The 22,827-nt window shown below is 61.3% G+C and carries 21 protein-coding genes; 9 read left to right on the top strand and 12 right to left on the bottom strand.

Annotated features, from left to right (window positions below; translation table 11 throughout):
- The first annotated feature begins 241 nt into the window (after positions 1-241).
- From ureE to JBE38_RS09470, 5 genes are all read left to right on the top strand, one after another.
- On the top strand, positions 242-742 hold the full coding sequence (ureE, locus tag JBE38_RS09490; protein WP_060755073.1) for an urease accessory protein UreE: 501 nt from the start codon (positions 242-244) through the stop codon (positions 740-742).
- A complete protein-coding gene (locus tag JBE38_RS09485) occupies positions 739-1,413 on the top strand; it encodes an urease accessory protein UreF (RefSeq protein WP_090367105.1) in 675 nt (224 codons plus the stop codon). The genes ureE and JBE38_RS09485 overlap by 4 nt, the downstream gene beginning before the upstream one ends.
- Positions 1,414-1,437: 24 nt before the next feature.
- Complete coding sequence (gene ureG / locus JBE38_RS09480; RefSeq protein WP_003188109.1) at positions 1,438-2,052, top strand: urease accessory protein UreG; 615 nt, start codon at positions 1,438-1,440, stop codon at positions 2,050-2,052.
- 22 nt (positions 2,053-2,074) lie between these two features.
- Positions 2,075-2,647 carry a HupE/UreJ family protein gene (locus JBE38_RS09475; protein ID WP_104995367.1) on the top strand — a complete coding sequence of 191 codons (573 nt, stop codon included), beginning with the start codon at positions 2,075-2,077 and terminating at the stop codon, positions 2,645-2,647.
- A gap of 157 nt (positions 2,648-2,804) precedes the next feature.
- Complete coding sequence (locus JBE38_RS09470; RefSeq protein WP_205344179.1) at positions 2,805-3,923, top strand: AGE family epimerase/isomerase; 1,119 nt, start codon at positions 2,805-2,807, stop codon at positions 3,921-3,923.
- Here JBE38_RS09470 and JBE38_RS09465 read toward each other — a convergent pair.
- From JBE38_RS09465 to amaB, 9 genes are all read right to left on the bottom strand, one after another.
- A complete protein-coding gene (locus JBE38_RS09465; RefSeq protein WP_060755077.1) occupies positions 3,895-4,800 on the bottom strand; it encodes a cation diffusion facilitator family transporter in 906 nt (301 codons plus the stop codon). The genes JBE38_RS09470 and JBE38_RS09465 overlap by 29 nt on opposite strands.
- A gap of 197 nt (positions 4,801-4,997) precedes the next feature.
- A complete protein-coding gene (locus JBE38_RS09460) occupies positions 4,998-5,762 on the bottom strand; it encodes an SDR family oxidoreductase (RefSeq protein WP_090367112.1) in 765 nt (254 codons plus the stop codon).
- A gap of 783 nt (positions 5,763-6,545) precedes the next feature.
- Positions 6,546-7,262, bottom strand: a complete 717-nt coding sequence (locus tag JBE38_RS09455) for an ABC transporter ATP-binding protein (RefSeq protein WP_060755079.1) — start codon at positions 7,260-7,262, stop codon at positions 6,546-6,548.
- On the bottom strand, positions 7,259-8,134 hold the full coding sequence (locus JBE38_RS09450) for an ABC transporter ATP-binding protein (protein ID WP_060755080.1): 876 nt from the start codon (positions 8,132-8,134) through the stop codon (positions 7,259-7,261). The genes JBE38_RS09455 and JBE38_RS09450 overlap by 4 nt, the downstream gene beginning before the upstream one ends.
- A complete protein-coding gene (livM, locus tag JBE38_RS09445; RefSeq protein WP_060755081.1) occupies positions 8,131-9,408 on the bottom strand; it encodes a high-affinity branched-chain amino acid ABC transporter permease LivM in 1,278 nt (425 codons plus the stop codon). The genes JBE38_RS09450 and livM overlap by 4 nt, the downstream gene beginning before the upstream one ends.
- Positions 9,409-9,410: 2 nt before the next feature.
- A complete protein-coding gene (locus tag JBE38_RS09440) occupies positions 9,411-10,325 on the bottom strand; it encodes an ABC transporter permease subunit (RefSeq protein ID WP_126870625.1) in 915 nt (304 codons plus the stop codon).
- Between the two features lie 200 nt (positions 10,326-10,525).
- The gene (locus JBE38_RS09435) at positions 10,526-11,662 is read right to left on the bottom strand and encodes a branched-chain amino acid ABC transporter substrate-binding protein (RefSeq protein WP_205344178.1); all 1,137 of its coding nucleotides are present in this window, start codon (positions 11,660-11,662) and stop codon (positions 10,526-10,528) included.
- 374 nt (positions 11,663-12,036) lie between these two features.
- Complete coding sequence (gene amaA, locus JBE38_RS09430; protein ID WP_205344177.1) at positions 12,037-13,320, bottom strand: L-pipecolate oxidase; 1,284 nt, start codon at positions 13,318-13,320, stop codon at positions 12,037-12,039.
- Between the two features lie 172 nt (positions 13,321-13,492).
- Positions 13,493-14,983 (bottom strand): L-piperidine-6-carboxylate dehydrogenase, encoded by a 1,491-nt coding sequence (amaB, locus tag JBE38_RS09425; protein ID WP_060755083.1) that lies wholly within the window; start codon positions 14,981-14,983, stop codon positions 13,493-13,495.
- Positions 14,984-15,137: 154 nt separating this feature from the next.
- On the opposite strand from amaB, the gene JBE38_RS09420 reads away from it, so the two are divergent.
- The 3 genes from JBE38_RS09420 (at position 15,138) to nadE (ending at position 18,282) form a co-directional block, all read left to right on the top strand.
- Entirely contained in the window at positions 15,138-16,028 is an 891-nt protein-coding gene (locus JBE38_RS09420; protein WP_060755084.1) for a LysR family transcriptional regulator, read from the top strand.
- Between the two features lie 208 nt (positions 16,029-16,236).
- Positions 16,237-17,451 carry a nicotinate phosphoribosyltransferase gene (gene pncB / locus JBE38_RS09415; protein WP_060755085.1) on the top strand — a complete coding sequence of 405 codons (1,215 nt, stop codon included), beginning with the start codon at positions 16,237-16,239 and terminating at the stop codon, positions 17,449-17,451.
- Positions 17,452-17,454: 3 nt separating this feature from the next.
- A complete protein-coding gene (gene nadE, locus JBE38_RS09410; RefSeq protein WP_090367120.1) occupies positions 17,455-18,282 on the top strand; it encodes an ammonia-dependent NAD(+) synthetase in 828 nt (275 codons plus the stop codon).
- Positions 18,283-18,403: 121 nt separating this feature from the next.
- Here the strand turns inward: nadE and azu are convergent, their stop codons facing one another.
- Complete coding sequence (gene azu, locus JBE38_RS09405; protein WP_060755087.1) at positions 18,404-18,850, bottom strand: azurin; 447 nt, start codon at positions 18,848-18,850, stop codon at positions 18,404-18,406.
- Positions 18,851-19,182: 332 nt separating this feature from the next.
- Here azu and JBE38_RS09400 point away from each other — a divergent pair, with 332 nt between their 5' ends.
- Complete coding sequence (locus JBE38_RS09400) at positions 19,183-19,365, top strand: hypothetical protein (RefSeq protein ID WP_060755088.1); 183 nt, start codon at positions 19,183-19,185, stop codon at positions 19,363-19,365.
- A 46-nt stretch (positions 19,366-19,411) separates the two neighbouring features.
- Here JBE38_RS09400 and JBE38_RS09395 read toward each other — a convergent pair whose 3' ends face one another.
- Together JBE38_RS09395 and JBE38_RS09390 are read right to left on the bottom strand one after the other, a co-directional pair.
- The gene (locus JBE38_RS09395; protein WP_060755089.1) at positions 19,412-20,302 is read right to left on the bottom strand and encodes a transglutaminase family protein; all 891 of its coding nucleotides are present in this window, start codon (positions 20,300-20,302) and stop codon (positions 19,412-19,414) included.
- The gene (locus JBE38_RS09390; RefSeq protein WP_205344176.1) at positions 20,302-22,788 is read right to left on the bottom strand and encodes a circularly permuted type 2 ATP-grasp protein; all 2,487 of its coding nucleotides are present in this window, start codon (positions 22,786-22,788) and stop codon (positions 20,302-20,304) included. Before JBE38_RS09390 ends, JBE38_RS09395 begins: the two co-directional genes overlap by 1 nt.
- Positions 22,789-22,827 lie beyond the last annotated feature (39 nt).

Raw genomic sequence — 22,827 nt, 5'->3', positions numbered from 1 at the left:
CTAATGATCATGTCGGTAACGTCTTGAACGGCAAATCCTGAGTACCTGTAGGACAAATCCGAAAACGCCCATGACGGGTGCGCCAAGCCTATCAACGCACCAAATTGGACCACTCTCAGAATATTCCGACGCCCTATTAGGTGGCGCCGCCGTACTTACCTACAGGCAATTCCTACTTCCCATCCAGGTTGGCAAGCCCCTTGCTCTAGCTGTTTCATCGCTCTTAGCCGGAAGCTTTCTGATGCTGGTGATCCACCGCCGAATCGCCCCCCAAGCCCTCTGGGCCGCCGAGTTGCTGCTGAATTTTGAAGCGCGCAGCAAAAGCCGCCTGCGCTGTTTCAGTGCCGACGGTGAAGACGTCGGCCTTTTCCTGGAGCGTGGACAGCCACCGTTGCACGATGGCGAATTCCTGCAGGCCGAAGACGGACGCGTCGTACGCGTGTGCGCCAGGCCTGAACAACTGCTGCACGTCACCTGCAGCAGTGCCTTTGAACTGACGCGGGCGGCTTACCACCTGGGCAACCGCCATGTGGCGCTGCAGGTCGGGGACGGCTGGTTGCGCCTGCTCGACGACTACGTGCTCAAGGCCATGCTCGAACAACTGGGGGCGCAGACGCAAACCATCGAAGCGCCCTTTCAGCCGGAGCACGGTGCCTACGGCGGTGGCCACCACCACTCGCGCCATGGCGATGAGGATTTCAACTACCCGCCCAAACTGCACCAGTTCGGCGTGCGCCCATGAACCCAGCCTGGGCCTTGCTGCGCCTGGCCAGTCCGCAATTGCCGATTGGCGGCTACAGCTATTCCCAGGGCCTGGAAATGGCCGTGGAAAATGGCCGGGTGAAGGATGCGGCCAGCGCCCAGCGATGGATCAGCGACCAGTTGCTGCTCAACCTCGCCCGCTTCGAAGCGCCGCTGCTGCTCGCCCATTGCAACGCCGCCGCCGCACAGGATTGGTCGCGCCTCACGCAGCTATGCGAAGAACATCGCGCCAGCCGTGAGACCCGCGAGCTGTATCAGGAAAGCCGCCAGATGGGCTATTCCCTGCAACAACTGCTCAACGGCCTGCCCGAGCTGGATGCCGCCGCTCGTACATTTCTTGAGCCGTGCGCCGAACCGCATCTGGCCCTGGGCTGGGCGCTGGCGGCACGCGCCTGGCACATCAGCCCCGACGACGCCCTCGCCGCCTGGCTGTGGAGCTGGCTGGAAAACCAATTGGCCGTGCTGATGAAAACCCTGCCCCTGGGGCAGCAGGCCGCTCAACGCCTGACCAGCGAACTGCTGCCGTTGCTGCAACAAGCCCAGCAGGATGCCACGCATATCGACCCCAACCACTTCGGCAGCGCCGCGTTCGGCCTGTCCCTGGCGTGTATGGCCCACGAACGCCAGTACAGCCGCCTGTTCCGTTCCTAGGAGCGGTTTATCTTGGAGAGACACATGAACACACAACCCCTGCGTGTCGGTATCGGTGGCCCGGTGGGCTCCGGCAAGACCGCGCTGACCCTGGCCCTGTGCCTCGCGCTGCGCGACCGCTACAACCTGGCGGTGGTCACCAACGATATCTATACCCGCGAAGACGCCGACTTCCTGGTACGCAACCAAGCCTTGGCGCCTGAGCGCATCATCGGCGTGGAAACCGGCGGCTGCCCGCACACGGCGATTCGTGAAGATGCCTCGATCAACCTCGAAGCGGTGGACCAGCTCAACCGTCGCTTTCCTGGCCTGGACCTGATCCTGGTGGAGTCCGGCGGCGACAACCTGTCGGCGACCTTCAGCCCGGAACTGTCGGACCTGACCATCTATGTCATCGATGTGTCCGCCGGCGACAAACTGCCGCGCAAAGGCGGGCCGGGCATCTGCAAATCCGACTTGCTGGTGATCAACAAGATCGACCTGGCGCCGCTGGTGGGCGCCTCGCTGGAACTGATGAACAGCGACACCCAGCGGATGCGCAACGGTAAACCCTTTGTGTTCAGCAACCAGAAAACCGGCGTCGGCCTGGATGACATCGTCGCCTTTATCGAGCGTCAGGGTTTGCTGACCGCCGCCTGATCATCCCTTTAAGGAGCCTTATATGAGCCTCAAGAAACTTTTCGCCGCCGCCAGCCTGCTGCTGGCCCCCGCCCTCGCCTTCGCCCACCCGGGCCATGGCGACAATGGCCTGGTGGCCGGCATCAGCCACCCACTGGGCGGTATCGACCATTTGCTGGCCATGGTTGCGGTCGGCTTGTGGGCGGCGCAGCAAACAGGCAATGCGCGCTGGGCACTGCCTTGTACCTTTGTCGGCACCATGCTGATCGGTGGCTTGCTGGGCTTCGAAGGACTGCAGTTGCCGGCATTGGAAAGCGGGATTGCCGCCTCGGTGCTGGCATTGGGCCTGGCCGTTGCCTTGGCGGTGCGGCCGCCATTGTTCGTGGCCGTGGGGGCGACGGCGCTGTTTGCGTTGTTCCATGGCGTGGCGCATGGCTTGGAACTGCCGGATATGTCCAGCCCTTGGGCGTATGCGGCAGGGTTCGTCGGTGCAACCGCTGCCCTGCACGCTGCCGGTTATGCGGTGGTGCGCTTCCTGCCGGCGGCGGCCGCGCCGTTGGTGCGAGTCGCCGGTGCGGCATCGGCGGCGACGGGGGTGTGGCTGCTCGCCGGCTGAATATTGCAGTGCCTGTAAAGGCGCTATCGGGAGCAAGCCCCCTCCCACACTACCGCTAAGTGTGGGAGGGGGCTTCCCGATAGCGGTAGACCGGACACCACAGAACCCAAGCCTGCTACCATGCGCGCCTACACCCCTGCCGTGACGACGCCAGCTGATGCCCATCGCTTCCCAACCCTCCTTGAATTCTGTGCTCGCGCACTTCCATGACCTGATCGTGCCACTCTGGCAAGGCCCGGGCTGGAATGCCGACCTGGCGCTGCCCTACGAGGCGCTGGACGCCGATCACCGGCCACTGCCCCCGCAACGCTACCGCGCCATGGCCTGTGCCCGGCAGTTGTACCTGTTCGCCAGCCTGATCGGCGAGCCGGGCGCCGCCTTTGCCCAAGAGCGTGCAGCGGCGCTGTTCCGCTCCCTGCAACGGCATTTCCATGACGCCGAGCACGGTGGCTGGTTCTACAGCATCGACCCGACCGGCCAGCCGCTGGACAAGCGCAAAGACCTCTACACCCACGCCTTCATCATCTTCGCCTGCGCCCACTACTGGGCCAAGGTGCGCGAGCCGTTGGTCGAATCCGTGCTGGACGCCGCCCTGTCAGTGGTCGCCGAACGTTTCGCTACCGGCGACGGCCTGTACGACGCGGTCTTGGAGCGCAACTGGTCATCCCTCAAATCCGGCCCGTTGCAAAACCCGCTGATGCACCTCGCCGAAGGCTTCCTCGCGACGCTGGCGGTGCGTGAAGATGCAGTCACCCAAGATGCGCTGCTGGACTTGGCAGGTGCGCTGCACAAGCGCTTTATCGATCCTCAGCACGGCGTGATGATGGAAAAACCGCTGGGCGCTGTGGATAACTGGTTTGAGCCGGGGCACCAGTTCGAATGGTTCTTTTTGCTGGAGTCTTCACCCTTGCTGCGCGGCACGCCGCTGCATGCAGCATTGTCGCGGGCATTTGCCTACGCCGAACTCAAGGGTGTGGATAAAGCCAGCGGCGCGGTCAGCGGCATGCTTGCCCTCGACGGCTATGTGCGCGACGGCACCCAACGGATCTGGGCCCAGGCCGAATACCTGCGGGCACTGACCCTGCGACCGGGCAGTGAGGCAGTGTTGCAACGCCAGTTGCTGGCGCTGCAACAACGCTTCCTGCATGACAAAGGCTGGCATGAATGCCTGGACGCCAAGGGCGACGTGAGCCGACGGGACATGCCGTCGACCACGCCCTACCACTTGGCGACCTGCTACCAGGGCCTCATGCAATCCACTTGCGATCTGCGGTAAAGCTGATCGTCAGCCAGCGCGCCGCATCCGGCGTGCCGAGCCCTGTGGATATCTCTTCGCGCAGCCGATCCAGCGTCGCGATGTTATCCACCGGGTAATCCGCCGGCAGTACCACATGAATCTCGATAAACCGTGCACGCCCGTGCTTCTGTACGTAAGACACGTAGTCGTCGAAACCATGTCGGGCCTGCGCCGCGTCCATCACTTCGCGCACGGTGTCGTCCAACTGGTCCGGGGCGATCCCCAGCACCTCGCGCAGCGCCGGGCGCAGGATCTTCAAGGCCGGGGCCAGCATGCTAAGGGCCAGCAGGATCAGAATCAATGGGTCGACATACACCGCCCACTCGCCATAGCCCTGGGACTTGAGCAACAGGGCAGCGAGAAAGCTGATCAACAAGCCCACCGACAGCATCGCGTCCACCAGCCAACTGATGTTATCGAACTGGATCAGTGACGATTTCAGCCGGCGATTGCGATAGCGCACGTAAAAAAAGTAGGCGAACTCGACGACGGTAAACACCGCCGCATAGAGGATCACCAGCCCCAACTCGATCTCACGCCCGCCATTGATAATGCCGAACACACCGTTGAGAAACGCGTAGATGGCGATCAGCAGCAGGAAGCTGCCTTCGATCAACAGCACCATCGGCTCCAGGTGCCAATAACCGAACTGGAAACGCTCGTTGCTTTTTTTCGCGATCAGCTTGGCCGTGATCAGCATCAACACCTTGATGGCGGTGGCGATCAGCGAGAAAAAGCCGTCGAATAGAATGGATTGGGCGCCAGAAATCACACCCGTGACAATCCCGGCGATCGCAACGGCGAACATCAGGATGGTCGATTGTTTGAGCAGTGCCTGCTCACCTCGGTTACTCACATTTCCTCCCGTCAAAACCTTTAAACCGCACAGTGCGGAGGGGTTTTCAGGGGTGGAGTGTACCTTATGTCGTGTTTTGGCCGATTTGACGCCATCGGGGGCAAGCCCCCTCCCACATTCGACTGAGTTTCAACTTTGAAATACGGTCAAGTGTGGGAGGGGGCTTGCTCCCGATAGCCGCGACACGGTCTAACGCCTTACTTGGCCCCGCGCTCAATCGCAAAACCCGCCCAGGTCTGGCTCACCGGCATCAGCTCCAGGCGGTTGATGTTCACATGCGCCGGCGTGTTCAACACCCAGAAAATGGTATCGGCAATGTCCTGCGGCTGGATCGGCTCGGCACCCGCATAGGTAGCGTCGTACCGTGCCTGGTCACCGCCGAAGCGCACCAGCGAGAACTCACTCTCACACAGGCCCGGCTCGATGTTGGTCACACGCACGCCAGTGCCTTGCAGGTCGCAGCGCAGGTTCAGCGAAAACTGCTTCACGAATGCCTTGGAACCGCCATACACATGGCTGCCCGGGTACGGGTAGTTACCGGCGATGGAGCCCAGGTTGATGATGCCGGCGCCACGCCCGTAGGCAATCAAGCGTGGCAACAGCAGGTTGGTGGTGGTCAACAGGCCTTTGATGTTGGTGTCGACCATGGTTTCCCAATCGTCGAGGTTGCACTTGGGCGCAGGATCGGTGCCCACGGCCAGGCCGGCGTTGTTGATCAGCCCGCGCAGCTTGGCGAACGACGGCGGCAGGTTGGCGATGGCGTCTTCCATGCCCTTGCGGTCCCGTACGTCCACCACCAGGCCATGTACTTCAGTCTGCTTGGAAAGCTCTTCGACCAGCGCGTTCAAGCGGTCGGCACGACGCCCCGTGAGCACCAGTTTCCAGCCGGCGTCGGCAAAACGACGGGCACAAGCTTCGCCAAAACCTGAAGTGGCGCCGGTAATAAACAGCGTGTCGGACATGGTGTTCTCCTTGCGGGCATCGGGGAAAAAGTTGCCAGCAGAATGCCCTTACCCCGACGTTGCAGCAACCATTAAGCAAACAACTTCACGCACAGCTGATCACTTTTTAACCAAACCCAGCAAACCCTTACAAACCGTGGCCTGCAGCCATATGCACGCAGGTTATCCACAACTGCACCCACAGTCTTTGGGGGCAAGTAAAAAACCGCTCGGGCCGCTCAATACAAGGGCTCCAGGGAGTTTTAGAAAGTTTTTTGCTTGACCTGGGCCAAGGCGTATGTAGGCCCTGGTTGAAGGAAAAAGTTCGAGCGATGGCTCCAGGCCAGTCATTTCGGCCTCTGCGGCGGTCTTTCCAGAGTTTAATCACAGACTTATCCACAGGTTTGATCAACACAAAACGGTCATATACCTGTGTCTTTAAACAGGTTGACAAACCCCTTGGGCGGTCGCGAAAAAGTCCCTGATCAAAAAACAATCGACGCGCTGCAGGCCACGCCGTTAAAGGCTTTCAGCCAGCTACTCCCACGTTACCCACAGCCGGTTCCACAGCCGATGGGGACAAGTCAAAACTGTGACAAAACAGGGATTTGCGGCGGCTATATGTCGCGCTTTGGGAGGTGGCTGGATTTGTTTTCCACAATTTGGTCGAGTGCCTGTGGACACCTGATCGTTCCCACGCTCTGCGTGGGAATGCATCCGAAGACGCTCCGCGTCCAAAGCGTGACGCAGAGCGTCACAAGAGGCGCTCCCACGCGGAGCGTGGGAACGATCAGATGACGGGGATCAGTGCCCGCCCAGGTAGGCGTTGCGCACTTCCTCGTTCACCAACAGCTCTTTACCGGTACCTGTGAGGCGAATCTCCCCATTGACCATCACATAGGCCCGGTCCGACAGGCGCAACGCATGGTTGGCGTTCTGCTCCACCAGGAAGATAGTCATCCCGGTGGACGCCAGCTCGCGCAGGGTGGAGAAGATCTGCTTCACCACAATCGGCGCCAGGCCCAGGCTCGGCTCGTCGAGCAGCAACAGCTTGGGCCGGCTCATCAGGGCGCGGGCGATGGCGAGCATTTGTTGTTCACCACCCGACATGGTCATGGCGCGCTGGTTACGGCGCTCCTTGAGTCGCGGGAACAGCTCGAACATGCGCTGCATATCTTCCTGCGCGTACTTGTCGCCAATCGGGATAGTGCCCATCAGCAAGTTTTCCTCGACGGTCATGTCGGGGAATACCCGCCGCCCTTCCGGCGACTGCGCGATGCCGTTGGAGGCAATGTAGTGCGAGGACTTGTGGGTAATGTCGACGCCGCTATAAAGAATCTGCCCCGACTCGGCCCGTGGCTGGCCGAAGATCGACATCAGCAGTGTGGATTTACCCGCACCGTTGGAGCCGATCAGGCTCACGGTTTCGCCTTCGTTGATGTGCAGCGAGACTTTCTTGAGGGCCTGGATCGGGCCGTAGTAGACGTCCAGGTCCTTCATTTCGAGGATGGGTGCGCTCATGCCAGTTCCTCCTCGTCGGCGCCCAGGTAGGCGGCAATCACTTTCGGGTCGTTGCGGATCGCGTCCGGCCCACCTTCGGCAATCACGTTACCGTGGTCGAGCACCACGATGTGGTCGGAAATGCTCATCACCATGCCCATGTCGTGTTCGATCAGCACCACCGTGAGGTCGTGTTCGTCGCGCAGCAGGCGAATCATCGCGCTGAGGGCTTCGGTTTCCTGGGGGTTGAGGCCGGCTGCCGGTTCGTCCAGGCAGATGATCTGCGGCCGTGTGCACATGGCGCGGGCGATTTCCAGGCGGCGCTGCTGGCCATAGGAAAGTTCGCCGGCCAGGCGGTTGGCGCAGTCCACCAGGTCCACCACTTCAAGCCAGTAGAACGCATGGTCCAACGCGTCGCTTTCGGCCTTGCGGTAGCCCTTGGTGTTGAGGATGCCCGCGAGCATGTTGCGGTTGACCCACATGTGCTGGGCCACCAGCAGGTTTTCCACCACCGACATTTCCTTGAACAGACGAATGTTCTGGAAAGTCCGCGCCAAACCTGCGCGGTTCACCAGGTGGGTGCCACCGAACATCTTGTAGTACACCCGGCTGAAGAAGCTTTTCGGCGATACGAAGTCGACAGGCTGGAAGCGCTCGCCGAGCAACTGGATGACGTTGGTCTGCTTGCCACGCACGTTGAGTTCGATCTTGCCGCCGCTGGCTTTATAAAAGCCGGTGAGGCAGTTGAACACCGTGGTCTTGCCCGCACCATTGGGGCCGATCAGGGCGAAGATCGAGTTGCGTTCGACCTTGAGACTCACATCGCTCAAGGCCTTGATGCCACCGAAGTGCATCATCAGGTTTTCCACGGACAGCACGATTTCCTTGCTCATGGTGCGACCCCCTTGCGTGGCGTCACACCCGTGCGGCTGATCCGTATCAGGCCGCGTGGCCGCCAGATCATCATCACCACCATCAACACGCCAAACAGCAGCACGCGGTATTCGGAGAAGCTACGCAGCAGCTCCGGCGCGACCGTCAGCACGAACGCCGCGATGACCACGCCCACCGTCGAGCCCATGCCGCCCAAGACCACGATGGCCAGGATCAGCGCCGACTCGAAGAAGGTGAACGACGACGGGTTGACGAAGCCCTGGTAGCTGGCAAAGAACACGCCGGCCAAACCGGCCGTGGACGCACCGATGGTGAACGCCGAGAGCTTGACCAGTACGTGGTTCAGGCCCATCGAGCGGCAGGCGATCTCGTCTTCGCGCAAGGCTTCCCAGGCGCGACCGACCGGCATGCGGGTCAGGCGGTGCTTGATGTACAGCACGGCCAGCACCACCAGAAACAGCACGATGTAGATGAACATGAACTTGATGTTGGCGTTGTAATCGATACCGAAAAACTCGTGGAACGGAACCCCGCCGTCCTTCGCCTTGCGGCCGAACTCCAGGCCGAGGAAGGTCGGTGATGGCACCGGCATGCCGTTCGGGCCACCGGTGAACGACAGCCAGTTGTTCAGCACCAGGCGGATGATTTCACCGAAGCCCAGGGTCACGATGGCCAGGTAGTCGCCGTGCATTCGCAACACCGGGAAGCCGAGAATGCACCCCGCTAATGCCGCCGCGATAGCCGCCAGTGGCAGCACCGACCAGAACCCCAGCCCCAGGTATTGATAACCCAGCGCCAAGCCATAGGCACCGATGGCGTAGAACGCCACGTAACCCAGGTCGAGCAGACCGGCCAGGCCCACCACGATGTTGAGGCCCAGGCCCAGCAATACGTAGATCAGCCCGAGGATCACCACGGTCAGCAGGTACTTGTTGGCGAAGATCGGGAACACGATGGCAATCACGATCAGCGCCGGGATGATCCAGCGCAGCCGCGACTTGTAGTCCGGCGCCAGCACGTGCACGCCGGAACCACTGGTCTCGAAGCCCTGCAGAATCTTCAGGCCCTTGGAGGTTTGCAGGAACAGGCTCATGGCGAAGCGGCCGACCATCACAATGGCGACCAGCAAGCCCACGCGGGCCGGTTCCAGGTTGAAGCTGTAGCCGTCGAGGACCACGCCGACGATGGGGCCGAACACAACCAGCGCAATCAGCCCGGCAAGGACCGTATCGACCACGCTTTTCTTGATATCGATAGATTTGGCAGCAGACATGTTTACACCTTCGCCACAAGTGGGCGACCAAGCAGGCCCTGAGGACGGAAAATCAGAATCACCACCAGCAGGGAGAAACTGAACACGTCTTTGTAGTCAGAGTTGATCAACCCCGAGAACAACGACTCGGAGATACCGAGGATGATCCCGCCCAGCATCGCCCCAGGCAGGGAGCCGATGCCGCCGAGTACCGCTGCGGTGAACGCCTTGATGCCGATGATGAAGCCGGCATAGAAGTCGAAGGTGCCGTAATTGAGCGTGATCAGCACGCCGGCCAGCGCGGCCATGGCGGCGCCGATGACGAACACGTAGGAGATCACCCGGTCGGTGTTGATGCCCAGGATCGAGGCCATCTTGCGGTCTTGCTGGGTGGCGCGGCACATGCGGCCGAGCTTGGTGTACTTGATCACATAGGTCAGCAGGGCCATGCCCGCGAAGGCGGCGACCAGGATGAAGACCTTGGTGTACGTGAGCTGGACGAACCCGCTGCCGATGTCGACACGCCAGGCCCCGGCCAGCAGGGTGGGAACACCTTGTTGCTTGGCGCCCTGGGCGATCTGCGCGTAGTTCTGCAGGATCAGGGAGATGCCGATAGCGCTGATCAGCGGTGCCAGGCGGGTGGAGTTACGCAGGGGTTTGTAGGCGACACGCTCGATGACCCAACCGTACACGCCGGTGACGACCACGGTGAAGATCAAGGTGCCGAGAATGAGCAGCGGAAAGGATTCGATGCCGAAGTAAGCCAGCAGTGCCAGACTGATCGCCGCGAGGTAAGCGGAAATCATATAAACCTCGCCGTGGGCGAAGTTGATCATGCCAATGATGCCATAGACCATTGTGTAGCCGATGGCGATCAGGCCATAGACCGACCCGAGGGTCAGGCCGTTGACCAGTTGCTGCAGGAAAATACCATCCATAACGCAATCTCACGCGGTGAGCACCTGCACACCGTTGGGTGTGCGGCACTTCTGGAGGAAAAGACAGATCTTGATGACAACACCACTCCCTGTGAGAGGGGGCTTGCTCCCGATGGCGGTGGATCAGGTTTGAACAGGCTGACTGACACACCTCGATCGGGAGCAAGCCCCCTCCCACATTGGAACTGTGGTGCTAATGCTTACTTCTGTTTTTCCAGCTGGTGGTATTTGCCGTCTTTATCCCACTGGTAAACCACGTAGTCGGAGACTTTCAGGTCGCCCTTGGCATCCCAGGCTTTTTCGCCCATGACGGTTTTCACCGGGTGAGCCTTGAGCCACTTGGCGGCGTCTTCGCCCTTGTTGGACTTGGCACCGTTGAAACCGGCAGCCAGGGCCTGGATCGAGGCGTAGGCATACAGGGTGTAGCCTTCTGGCTCGGTGCCGTTTTTGCGGAACTCTTCCACCACTGCCTTGCTGTCTGGCAGCAGGCGCGGGTCAGCGCCAAAGGTCATGTACACGCCATCGACGTATTGCTTCCCGCCGGCGGTAGCCACGAGTTCGTCGGTCACTACGCCGTCATCGGACATGAATTTGACGTCCTTGAGGCCCGCTTCACGAATCTGGCGAACCAAAGGACCGGCTTCCGGGTGCAGGCCGCCGAAGTACACGACATCAGCCCCGGTGGAGCGGATCTTGGTCACCAGGGCGCTGAAGTCTTTCTCGCCACGGGTCAGGCCCTCTTCCAGCACAGGCTTCACGCCGCGCTTGGTCAACTGGGCGGAGGTAGCGTCGGCCAGGCCCTTGCCGTAGGTATCCTTGTCGTTGATGACTGCGACTTTCTTGCCCTTGAGCACGTCGACGATGTAGTCGCCGGCGACGATACCTTGCTGGTCGTCCCGCCCGCACATGCGGAACATGGCGCCCAGGCCGCGTTCGGTCACTTGTGGGTTGGTGGAGCCTGGGGTGATCGCGATGATGCCCGCTTCGTCGTAGACCTCGGAGGCCGGGATGGTGTTGGACGAGCAGAAGTGCCCGACCACGCCGATCACTTTATCCTGGTCCGCCAGGCGGTTGGCCACGGCCACGGCCTGCTTGGGTTCACAGGCGTCGTCACCGGCGACCAGCTTGATCTGTTCGCCGTTGATACCGCCCGCCTTGTTGATCACATCGGCCGCCGCTTGGGCACCCTTCATGTACTGCTCACCGAAAGCTGCGTTGGCACCCGTCATCGGGCCGGCCACGCCAATCTTCACATCAGCTTGAACAAACGTAGAAACACCCAGCGCCGCTGCGACGGCGAGAGCCAGGAAACCTTTCTTGTAAAACGTCTGGGACATGAGTGGTGCTCCGATATTTTTGATTTTTGGCACGACAACTTGCATTCAAACTTTCCACTGAAAGCCCAGAGCAAGGCGCGTGCCATTACGTTTTTATTCTTCAAAAAGACACGGTGTCATTGTTATCACGGGTGTTTCGCCGCCTTTCGCCAGGACGTGCAACCGTCTAGCGTCAGGAGGTGCAACCTTTCACCGCAAAAAGTACAACCCGAGCAGGTCGCACCTGCAACCAGACGGATAAACGACAGTTCCTACACCTGTAACAACGTGCGTAACGGAACTGCACATTTACAGTGCGCGATTGCTACGACTTGCACCAATACAGATTAGTAGCCGGCTAAGAAAATGCAGGCTTTTGACAGGTATCTCGCCGATCAGATCACGATCCGCAGGCACTGCCCCGCGTGATACAGCGAGAATCCGGCCTCATACAGGCAACTGCGCAGGCCCCCCCCGACCAACGGCTGCATCGGCGCAAAGGGAATCGGCAACGCCTGGGGATCCTGGTGACATAAATAGTCGGCGAACGCCTTGCCGACCACGCTACCGGTGGTCACACCACGCCCGTTATAACCCGTGACGGCCACCAGGCCCGGCGCAGGCTCGAACAGGCGCATCAAATGGTCCGGGGTGAAGGCAATACAGCCAGTCCAGGTGTATTCCCACTGCACCGATTTGAGGTACGGGAAGTAATGCTGCTGCACCCGATCGGCCCACGCCTTGAGGAACCACGCCGGCTTCTGATTGCCGTTGCCCAGGCTGCCGAGCAACAGGCGGCCGTCGGCGTCACGGCGGATACTGCTCAACACCTGGCGGGTGTCCCATGAACCTTGCCCACCGGGCAGAATCTGCTCGGCAGCGGCGTCGGTCAGCGGCGCGGAGGCGACCTGATAGTAGTAGCCGGGGAAAAAATTGCGCCGCAGCTCAGTCCACTCACCTTCGGTGTAGGCATTGGAGGCGATCACCACCTGTGCAGCCTGCACAGAGCCCTGCGCGGTCTGCACCGACCAGTGTGAACCTTGGCGCTCGAGCTGGGTGACCGGGGAATGGTCGAACAACTGCCCACCCAGGCCAACCGCGGCATTCGCCAATCCGGTGGTATAGGCCATTGGATTCAAGGTGCCAGCACGCCGATCCAGCAGCGCGGCGGCAATCTTGCGGGTGCCCGTAGCCTGCTCGCACGCCTGCCCGGTGAGCAGCTCAACCGGCGCGCCACGGCGCTTCCATTGTTCTTCACGACTGCGCAAATCCGCCTCGCCACGCGCGTTGTGCGCCATGTGCAAGGTGCCCTCGCGGCGCAATTGGCAATCGATGTTGTATTTGTCGACCAGGCTGAACACCAGGGACGGTGCTGCGCCCAGCATGCGGTTGAGCTGGCTGCCTACCGCTTCGCCGAAACCGGCTTCGATTTCGTCCGGAGGAATCCACAAACCGGCGTTGACCAACCCGACGTTACGCCCCGAACCACCATGGCCGGTGCGATGGGCCTCCAGCACAGCAACGCTCTTACCCTGTTCCAGCAAGTGAATGGCGGCCGACAAACCCGTGATCCCGGCGCCGATCACACACACATCCACCTTGACCTCGCCCTTGAGCGCGGCACGATCCGGCCGGCCGGGGGTGAGGTATTCCCATAAACATGTTTCGCGTAGTGCCATTGCCAGACTCCGATGAGACCCAACAAACAACAATTTTGATATGTAAATACACACAACTGTGGGAGGGGGCTTGCTCCCGATAGCGGTGTGTCAGTCAGCCTATTCCAACCTGATCCACCGCCATCGGGAGCAAGCCCCCTCCCACAGTTCTATCTCACTGCGACTTGAGGTATCAGTCGAAGGTGATGCCCTGTGCCAACGGCAATTCCAGCGAGTAGTTCACGGTGTTGGTCTGGCGACGCATATAGCCGCGCCACGCATCCGAACCCGACTCACGCCCGCCGCCGGTTTCTTTCTCACCGCCAAACGCGCCGCCGATTTCCGCGCCGCTCGGGCCGATGTTGACGTTGGCGATCCCGCAATCACTGCCCACCGCCGACATGAACTGTTCGGCTTCACGCACATCCGTGGTGAAGATGCACGACGACAACCCTTGCGGCACGGCGTTGTTCAGGCGCAGGGCCTCGTTGAAGTCGCTGTAGCCGATCACATACAGGATCGGCGCAAAGGTTTCGCTGCACACCACGTCGCTCTGCTCGGGCATTTCCACGATGGCAGGCGATACGTAATAGGCGTTGGGGAACTTGTCCTCCAACTGACGCTTGCCGCCGAACACCTTGCCGCCTTCGCTCAGGGCCTGCTCCAGCGCGTCCTGCATATTTTCAAAGCTGTGTTTATCAATCAGCGGGCCGATCAGGTTGCCTTCCAGCGGGTGGCCGATGCGCACTTTGGCATAGGCAGCCTTGAGGCGGGTGACGATTTCTTCCTTGACCGACTCATGGGCGATCAGGCGGCGCAAGGTGGTGCAACGCTGGCCGGCGGTGCCGACCGCACTGAACAGGATGGCGCGCACGGCCATGTCCAGGTCGGCGCTCGGGCCGAGGATCATCGCGTTGTTGCCGCCCAGTTCGAGAATGCTGCGGGCAAAGCGTGCGGCGACTTTGGGCGCCACTTCGCGGCCCATGCGGGTGCTGCCGGTAGCGCTGATCAGAGCCACGCGCGGGTCATCCACTAACGCGGCGCCCGCATCGCGGCCGCCGATGATGACTTGGCTCAGGTACGGCGGCGCATCGTTGAAATGCTTCAGGACGCGCTCGAACAGCGCCTGGCAGGCCAGGGCGGTGAGCGGGGTCTTTTCCGATGGTTTCCAGATCACCGCGTTACCGCACACCAACGCCAGGGCCGTGTTCCACGCCCACACCGCCACCGGGAAGTTGAACGCGCTGATCACTCCGACCACGCCCAGCGGGTGCCAGGTTTCACGCATGTGGTGGCCGGGGCGCTCGGAGGCAATGGTCAAGCCGTACAGCTGGCGGGACAGGCCGACGGCGAAATCGCAGATGTCGATCATTTCCTGTACTTCACCCAAGCCTTCCTGGGTGATCTTGCCCGCTTCCCAGGACACCAGTTCGCCCAGGTCGGCCTTGTATTCGCGCAGCACGTCGCCGAACTGGCGCACCAGCTCGCCACGACGCGGGGCCGGCACCTTGCGCCAGGCTTCGAATGCATGCTCGGCGCGACTGACCTGTTGCTCCACCTCGGCGGCACCTTGCCAATGCACGCTGCCGAGACGGCTGCCATCAATCGGCGAATGCACGGGTTGTTTACCCGACTGGTACAACGCCGGGTCTACCCCGAGGCGATCAAGCAATGCGGCAACCATGGGTCGCTCCTTCAATCTGCAGACAGAAAATTCGCGCCGCGCCCAGCACGGCAATCCAGAGCTTATTTGTAGCTGGCCCAAGACTTGCCAACAAACGACGATTAGGCGAGATATCATTCCGTTTATTCATGCAAAGCATCAGACGAGGCGTGCCGTGCTGAACAAAAGACATTTGCCTTCGATCACCGCCCTGCAGTGTTTCGAAGCCGCCACCCGCCATTTGAGCTTCACCCGCGCCGCCGAGGAGTTGAACCTCACGCAGAGCGCGGTGAGCAAGCAAGTGGCGCAACTGGAAGAACTGCTGCAACACCTGCTGTTCCGCCGAGTGCGCCGCCGCCTGCAGATGACGCCGGCAGGGGATCTGTACCTGGTGGAAGTGCGCAAGATCCTCACGCAGGTGGAGATGTCCACCCATTACCTGCGCTCCTACGGCGGCGAGACCGAGGTATTGCGCGTGTCCACGCCGTACACCTTTGGCGCACGCTGGCTGGTGCCACGCCTCAAGGGCTGGCGTTTGCGTCACCCGCAAATCCACCTCGACCTGTGCAACGAGCAGGCCCCCGATGAACTGCTGCAAGGCAAGGCGGACATGGCCTTTTACTTCGGCCAGGGCTCACGCGCCGGCACCGAGAGCCTGAAGCTGTTCAGCGAGGAATTGGTGCCGGTGTGCGCGCCGGAGAGCCTGCCGGCCAAGCCGTTCAGCGATCCGACCCAACTGAGCGAGCTGGTACTGCTGCAAAACGCCTCACGCCCCCAAGGCTGGCACGACTGGTTCGCGAGCCAAGGCTACCAGACCGAACACAGCTACCACGGGCCGCGTTTCGACACCTTCTATATGTGCATTCGTGCGGCACAGGTGGGCTGTGGCGTGGCGCTGCTGCCGCGGTTTCTGGTGGAGGAAGAGCTGGCCGAGGGCAAGCTGGTGATTCCCTGGCAGCATGCGATGCCAAGCCAGGACGCGTATTACCTGGCTTATCCCGAGCACTCGGCAGAGGTGCCCAAGGTGCGCGAATTCGTGAAATGGATGATGGAGCAAGTGGCTTAGTACCCGGGATACCGCAATCGGGAGCAAGCCCCCTCCCACACTTGGAATGCATTCCAACCTGTGGAAGGGGGCTTGCTCCCGATGAGGCCAGTCGTCACACCCGAAAAAATCACTGGCAAAACCCCATGGGTCTATGCGCCACTAGCGCCATTCCTTAATCGTGCGTAACGGCCGGCGCCCCTCGCCGACCCGTCTGGAGATTCCCATAATGAGCGAGAGTGTGTTTGCCGATCGCATCGTGCAGAACCTGCTCGACACCGACTTCTACAAGCTGACCATGATGCAGGCGGTGCTGCACAACTACCCCAACGTGGAAGTTGAATGGGAATTCCGTTGCCGTAACAGCGAAGACCTGCGCCCGTACCTGGCGGAAATCCGCTACCAGATCGAGCGTCTCGCCGAACTGAGCCTGAGCGCTGACCAACTGAGTTTCCTGGAGCGCATCAGCTTCATGAAGCCGGACTTCCTGCGTTTTCTCGGGTTGTTCCGCTTCAACCTGCGTTACGTGCAAACCGGCATCGAGAACGGCGAGTTGTTCATCCGCCTGCGCGGGCCGTGGCTGCATGTGATCCTGTTTGAAGTGCCGATGCTGGCCATCGTCAGCGAAGTGCGTAACCGCTACCGTTACCAGACCGTGATCCTGGAACAGGCCCGCGAGCAGCTGTATCGCAAGTTCGACTGGCTCACCGACAACGCCAGCAGCGACGAGCTGTCGGAGTTGCAAGTAGCCGACTTCGGCACGCGTCGACGCTTCTCGTACCGGGTGCAGGAAGAAGTGGTCAATGTGCTCAAGCATGACTTCCCCGGGCGATTCGTCGGCACCAGCAACGTGCACCTGGCCCGCGAGCTGGGCATGAAACCCCTGGGCACCATGGCTCACGAGTGGATCATGGCGCATCAGCAACTCGGCCCGCGCCTGATCGACAGCCAGATCGCCGCGCTCGACTGCTGGGTCCGCGAATACCGTGGCCTGCTGGGTATTGCCCTGACCGATTGCATCACCACCGACGCGTTCCTCGGCGACTTCGATTTGTACTTCGCCAAGCTGTTCGACGGCCTGCGCCACGATTCCGGCGACCCCGTGCAGTGGGCCGAGAAAGCCATCGCCCACTACCACAAGCTCGGTATCGAGCCGATGAGCAAGACCCTGGTGTTCTCCGACAGCCTGACACTGCCCAAGGCCCTGGAGATATTCCGTGCGCTGCGCGGTCGGATCAATGTGAGCTTCGGCATCGGCACCAACCTGACCTGTGATATCCCAGGGGTTGAGCCGATGAGCATCGTGCTTAAAATGACGGCCTGCAATGGCCAGCCGGTGGCGAAGATCTCTGATGAGGCGGGCAAGACCCATTGCACCGACCCGAATTTCGTCGCCTATTTGCGTCACGTTTTCAAAGTACCTGCCCTATCCAGCAAGGAGTGAATCATGCAAGCCGTACAGCGTGAGATTGCGCAGCAGCTCAAGGTCCAAGCGCCGTTCAAAGACCCGGCCGCCCTTGAGGCCGAAGTGGCTCGCCGCGTGGCTTTTATCCAGGATTGCCTGCGCAATTCCGGGCTCAAGACGTTGGTGCTGGGCATCAGCGGCGGCGTCGACTCCCTGACCGCGGGCCTCCTGGCCCAGCGCGCAATGAAGGAGCTGCGTGCCACCACCGGTGACCAAGCCTACCGCTTTATCGCCGTGCGCCTGCCTTACGAAACCCAGTTCGACGAACACGATGCCCAGGCTTCGGTGGACTTTATCGAGCCGGACGAGCGCCACACCGTAAACATCGGCCCGGCAGTGAAATCCCTGGCCAATGAAGTGGCAGCGTTTGAAGGCAAGGCGGCGGTCTCCCGCGATTTCGTACTGGGCAACACCAAGGCGCGCATGCGCATGGTCGCGCAATACACCATCGCGGGGGCTACGGGTGGGCTGGTAATCGGCACTGACCATGCGGCGGAAGCGGTCATGGGCTTTTTCACCAAGTTCGGTGACGGGGCCTGTGACCTGGCACCGCTGAGCGGGCTGGTAAAGCATCAGGTGCGAGCGATTGCGCGGCACTTTGGCGCGCCGGAGTCGTTGGTGGAGAAGGTGCCGACGGCCGACCTGGAAGACCTGTCACCGGGCAAGCCGGACGAGGCGTCCCACGGCGTGACCTATGCCGAGATCGATGCGTTCCTGCACGGCGAGCCGGTGCGTGAGGAAGCGTTCAAGATCATTTGCGATACGTATCGCAAGACCGAACACAAGCGGGTGATGCCGTTTGCGCCTTGAGGCGAACCCGATAGTGTTGGGTTGATTTGCAGAATGTCATCGGGGGCAAGCCCCCTCCCACACTTGGAATGCATTCCAACCTGTGGGAGGGGGCTTGCCCCCGATGAACGATGACGCGGTCTTACTTGACGGTCACAGTGCCTTTCATCATCGAGATGTGGCCCGGGAACGAGCAGAAGAACGCATAGTCGGTACCCGCTGCCAGCTTCGACACATCGAAGGTCACCGAGTCTTTCTCGCCGGCACCGATGATCTTGGTGTGGGCGATGATGCGGGTGTCGCCGTCTTTCAGGTAGTTTTTGTCGAGACCGGCGGCCATGCCGTCGCTGGCGATACCTGGCATGTCGGCAGCGGAACTCAGCACCCAGTTATGGCCCATGACGTTTTTCGGCAAGCTGCCGGAGTGGGTCAGCTCGACGGTGAACGTCTTGCAGCTTTTGTCGATTTCAATGGCCTTGGTGTTAAAGGACATTTGATCAGTGGAGTCGACGGTGACCTTGCACTCTGCAGCAAGCAACTGGCCGCTCGCCAGAGTCAGCAGGGAAACAGCAACGAGTTTGGCAAACATGTGAATCTCCAAGGCAGGGTTTAAAAAACGCGGATTGCGACAAGGGTGCCTCAAGCAGGCAGGAATTCTTATGATCTGAATCAACAGATTGTATACAACTTTAGGCTATCAGCCGTATCAACACAATCTACCAGCCAAAGTACTACGACCTGTCTATGATCGGCCCATCACCCAACGGAGTCCGAGCCATGCACCTCAATCAACTGTTCAACGGCCTGTTCGCGGCCTACGCCTGCGGTAAGTGAAGGCCAAGCGCGCGGCTAAGCTGCTACCATGGCAGCCCAAGGCAGCCGAGCGCCGCCACCCTCACCTTCGACCCTAGAGGATCGCCCATGGCCAAACCTAATTACTCCTTCGCCAAACGTCAGAGAGACTTGGCCAAGGAGCAGAAGAAAGAGGAAAAACTGCAACGCAAGAAAGCCGCCGCAGAAGGAGAAGCGAACGCGCTGAACCATGATGTGGATGGTGAAGAGACGAACGACGAGGCTGAAACACCAAAGGATCCGGCGCAATAAATTGCTTTGTGGTGAGCAGGCCCGACCGGCTCACCACAATCCAGGGTCATTGCAGCGGCATCACCGTCACCCGCACCTCCGGGTCATGGCTCCCCCCTCCCAGAATCACCCCTCGCAACGGCGATACATCCGAGAAATCCCGGCCCCAGGCCAGGGTGATGTGCTCCAGCGCCGGCTGCACGTTGTTCGTCGGATCGAAATCCACCCAGCCCGACACCGGGCAATACACCGAAACCCAGGCATGGGACGCGTCCGCGCCGATCAGTCGTGGTTGCCCGGGCGGTGGCTGGGTCAGCAGGTAGCCGCTGATGTAGCGCGCCGCCAGGCCCCGCGAGCGCAGGCAGGCGAGCATCAGGTGGGCAAAGTCCTGGCAGACGCCGCGGCGGCGCTCCAGCACTTCCACCAGGGGCGTGGCGACCTGGGTGGCTTCGGCATCGAACGTGAACTCACTGAAGATCTTCTCCATCAACGCTTGCGTCCCCAGCAGCAACGGCATGCCTGGGGGGAAACAGCTTTCGGAGAACTCAACGAAGGTTTTCTTCAAGTGCACGTAAGGCGATTCAAAGCGATAGCGGCAGGCTTCGATCAGTGGCGCCGACATCGGCTGGCTGCTGTAGGTCAGGCTGTCACGGGTCTGATCCCAGGCGGGTGACTGCTCAAAGTCCAGCGCCGGCCGCGCCAGCACCTCCACGGTCAGCCCGGCATTCACCAGCAGCTCGTCATGAGGCCGCTCGAACGCGAGACGGGTGATCGGGTTGCCGAACACGTCCAGCTCATCCCGCCGCGAAGACGGCTGCGGGCTGATATCCAGTTGCTGCGAACTGCAGCGCTGCCAGGCGCAGGGCCTGGGCCACAAGTGTGCCAATTGCTGGGCCAGGGACACCGGGCTGTCATAGTGGTAATGGGTATCATGGAAAATCTGGTAGCGCGCACTCATCACACCGACACCGTTTGTTGGCTGACATCATCCACATGGGCAAAGTGACGCAACGCCAGGCGATCCGACACCTGCCCACTCTCATCGGCCACCGCCTGCAGCAGGTCGGCCAGGCCATCCAATGCGGCGCGTACGCTGGACTCGCCGAACAGCGGGTTCTCCAGGCAGCCCAGGTCAAAACGCGTCAGGCGCTCCACCAGAGGCCCGAGGCCGGTTTCCCGTGGCACCCCGAAGTCATCGTTGAGACGGCGCAGGGTACGGCTCACCAATTTGAGCTGGAACAGCACGGCATGGGGGTTCTGCTCGTCCAGCAGCAACAAGTCGAGCACCGGAATCAATTGCGGCACCGCCAGGTAGCGAGAACGATAGGTGATGCTGCTGTTACCCAGCTCCAGCAACCACTCCAGCCCCGCCTGATCGAACACCGCCATACCGCGCAGGAACGCCGCGAGGCTGCTGCTCAGAAATTGCAGGCGCTCGATGCGCCGCCCCATCATCAAGAAGCGCCAGCCTTCGTCGCGAGTCATATCGTCCAGGGCAAACCCGGACAGCGCCGCCAGCGACATCACCAAACGGTTGAGGAAGTCCAGCAGCTCGCCAAAGTCCGGCACTTCGCTTTCCAACTCCAGCGCTTCGCGTTGCAGCTCCACCAACGCCTGCCAGTTTTCCCGCGACAACTTACCGCGCACCTGGGACGCCGCCCACTGCAAACGCTGCAGATTGGCGCGCAGGCTCGACGGCCAGTCATCGCCCAGCAAGGCCGCCAACAGGCGTTCAGGCAACTCGCCCTCCTCCGGCAACAAGTGCAGGCTGTCACCCAGCTCGACCGCCGCCTGCAACGCCCGCGGATCGTCACCGTCGACATAGCGCGCCAACACGATGCGCAGCCAGCGCGCGCTGTTATCACAGCGCTCGCAATAACGGCCAAACCAGAACAGGTTCTCCACCACCCGCGATGGCAGATAAGGGTCGCGGCGCACCAGGTCATGCACACCGATCGCACGCTGCGCGCGCCAATGCTCGCCCCCGGCGGCGCGTTCGCCGAGCACCCAGGTGTCTTTGCTCGCGCCACCGCGCTGCATCGACACCACTTCGGCATCCGCCTCGGCCGCCACGCGGGTCAGCCCGCCCGGCAGCACGCGATAACCTTCCTCACTCGCCACGGCGTAGACGCGCATGCCAATGGCGCGGTGTTGCAGGTGGTCATCCACGGTATGCCACACCGGAGCCTGGGACAGTTGCGCCAACTCCTGGGCGACATACGCGTAGGGCCGCGCACGCATGCGTTCGGCCAGGGCTTCGCGTTGTTCGTCGTTCAAATCACGCCCGAAGACCGGGGTGAAACTTTGCGAAGGAAACGCCGGTTTGATCAACAGTTCCGGGAGTTTCTCCAAGGCTTTTGCGAGCACCGGCGCCTCACCGCACCACCAGGTGGCGATGGACGGCAGGATCAATGCTTCGCCAAATAAAAACTCGTTGATCTTCGGCAAAAAGCCGAGCAGGCCCGGGGACTCCAGCACACCGCTGCCCAACGCATTGGCGACCAATACGTTGCCCTGGCGCGCGGCATCCAGCAGGCCGGGCACGCCGAGGGCCGAGTCGGTGCGCAATTCCAGCGGGTCGCAGAAGTCGTCATCCAGCCGACGCATGATGGCGTGCACCCGGCGCAGGCCACTGAGGGTTTTGAGGAACACCGTGCTGTCACGCACGGTGAGATCACCGCCCTCCACCAGCGGGTAACCGAGCTGGCGCGCAAGGTAGAGATGTTCGAAATAACTTTCGTTGAAGCGCCCCGGCGTGAGCAACACAATCAGCGGCGGCTGGTCATCGCCAGGCGCCTGGCGAGCCAGGGTTTCCTGCAGGGTGCGAAAGAAACCGGTGAGGTGCTGCACTTGCAGATCGCGGTACAGGTCCGGGAACGCACGCGACACGATAGTGCGGTTTTCCAAGGCATAACCCGCACCCGACGGCGCCTGGGTGCGGTCGGCGGTGACCCACCAGCGGCCATCCGGCGTACGCGCCAGGTCCACCGCATACAGGTGCAGGAACGTCCCCTGCGGCGGCTGGATACCCTGGCACGGCCACAGGAAGTTGTTATGCCCGAACACCAACTCGGCCGGCAGCAAGCCTTCCTTGATCAAGCGTTGCGGGCCGTAGAGATCGGCCAGCACGGCATTGAGCAAACGCGCACGCTGGGCGATCCCCGCAGCGAGGTGCTGCCATTCATCGGCAGCCAGCACATGGGGCAGCAGATCCAGCTCCCACGGGCGGTCGGCGCCCTTGGGGTCGGCGTAGACGTTGTAGGTCACGCCGTTTTCCTGGATCTGCCGGGTCAACAGCGCCTGACGCTGGGCCAGTTGCGCAGGCGTACTGCGTTGCAAGTGGTCGAGCAGGCGCTGCCAATGGGCACGCACCGCGCCGCTGTCATCCAGCAGTTCGTGATAAGTGCCCGCAGTCAGCGGGTAACGGTCGAGCAAGTCGGACATGGAACGCTCGGCAGGGCAAAGGGGGTCAAAGTCACCGCA

It is taken from the genome of Pseudomonas sp. ICBG1301 (assembly GCF_016918385.1).
Lineage (GTDB): Bacteria > Pseudomonadota > Gammaproteobacteria > Pseudomonadales > Pseudomonadaceae > Aquipseudomonas > Aquipseudomonas palleroniana.
The sequence above is the reverse complement of the archived record's forward strand: the minus strand, read 5'-3'. Positions and strand labels throughout refer to the sequence as shown.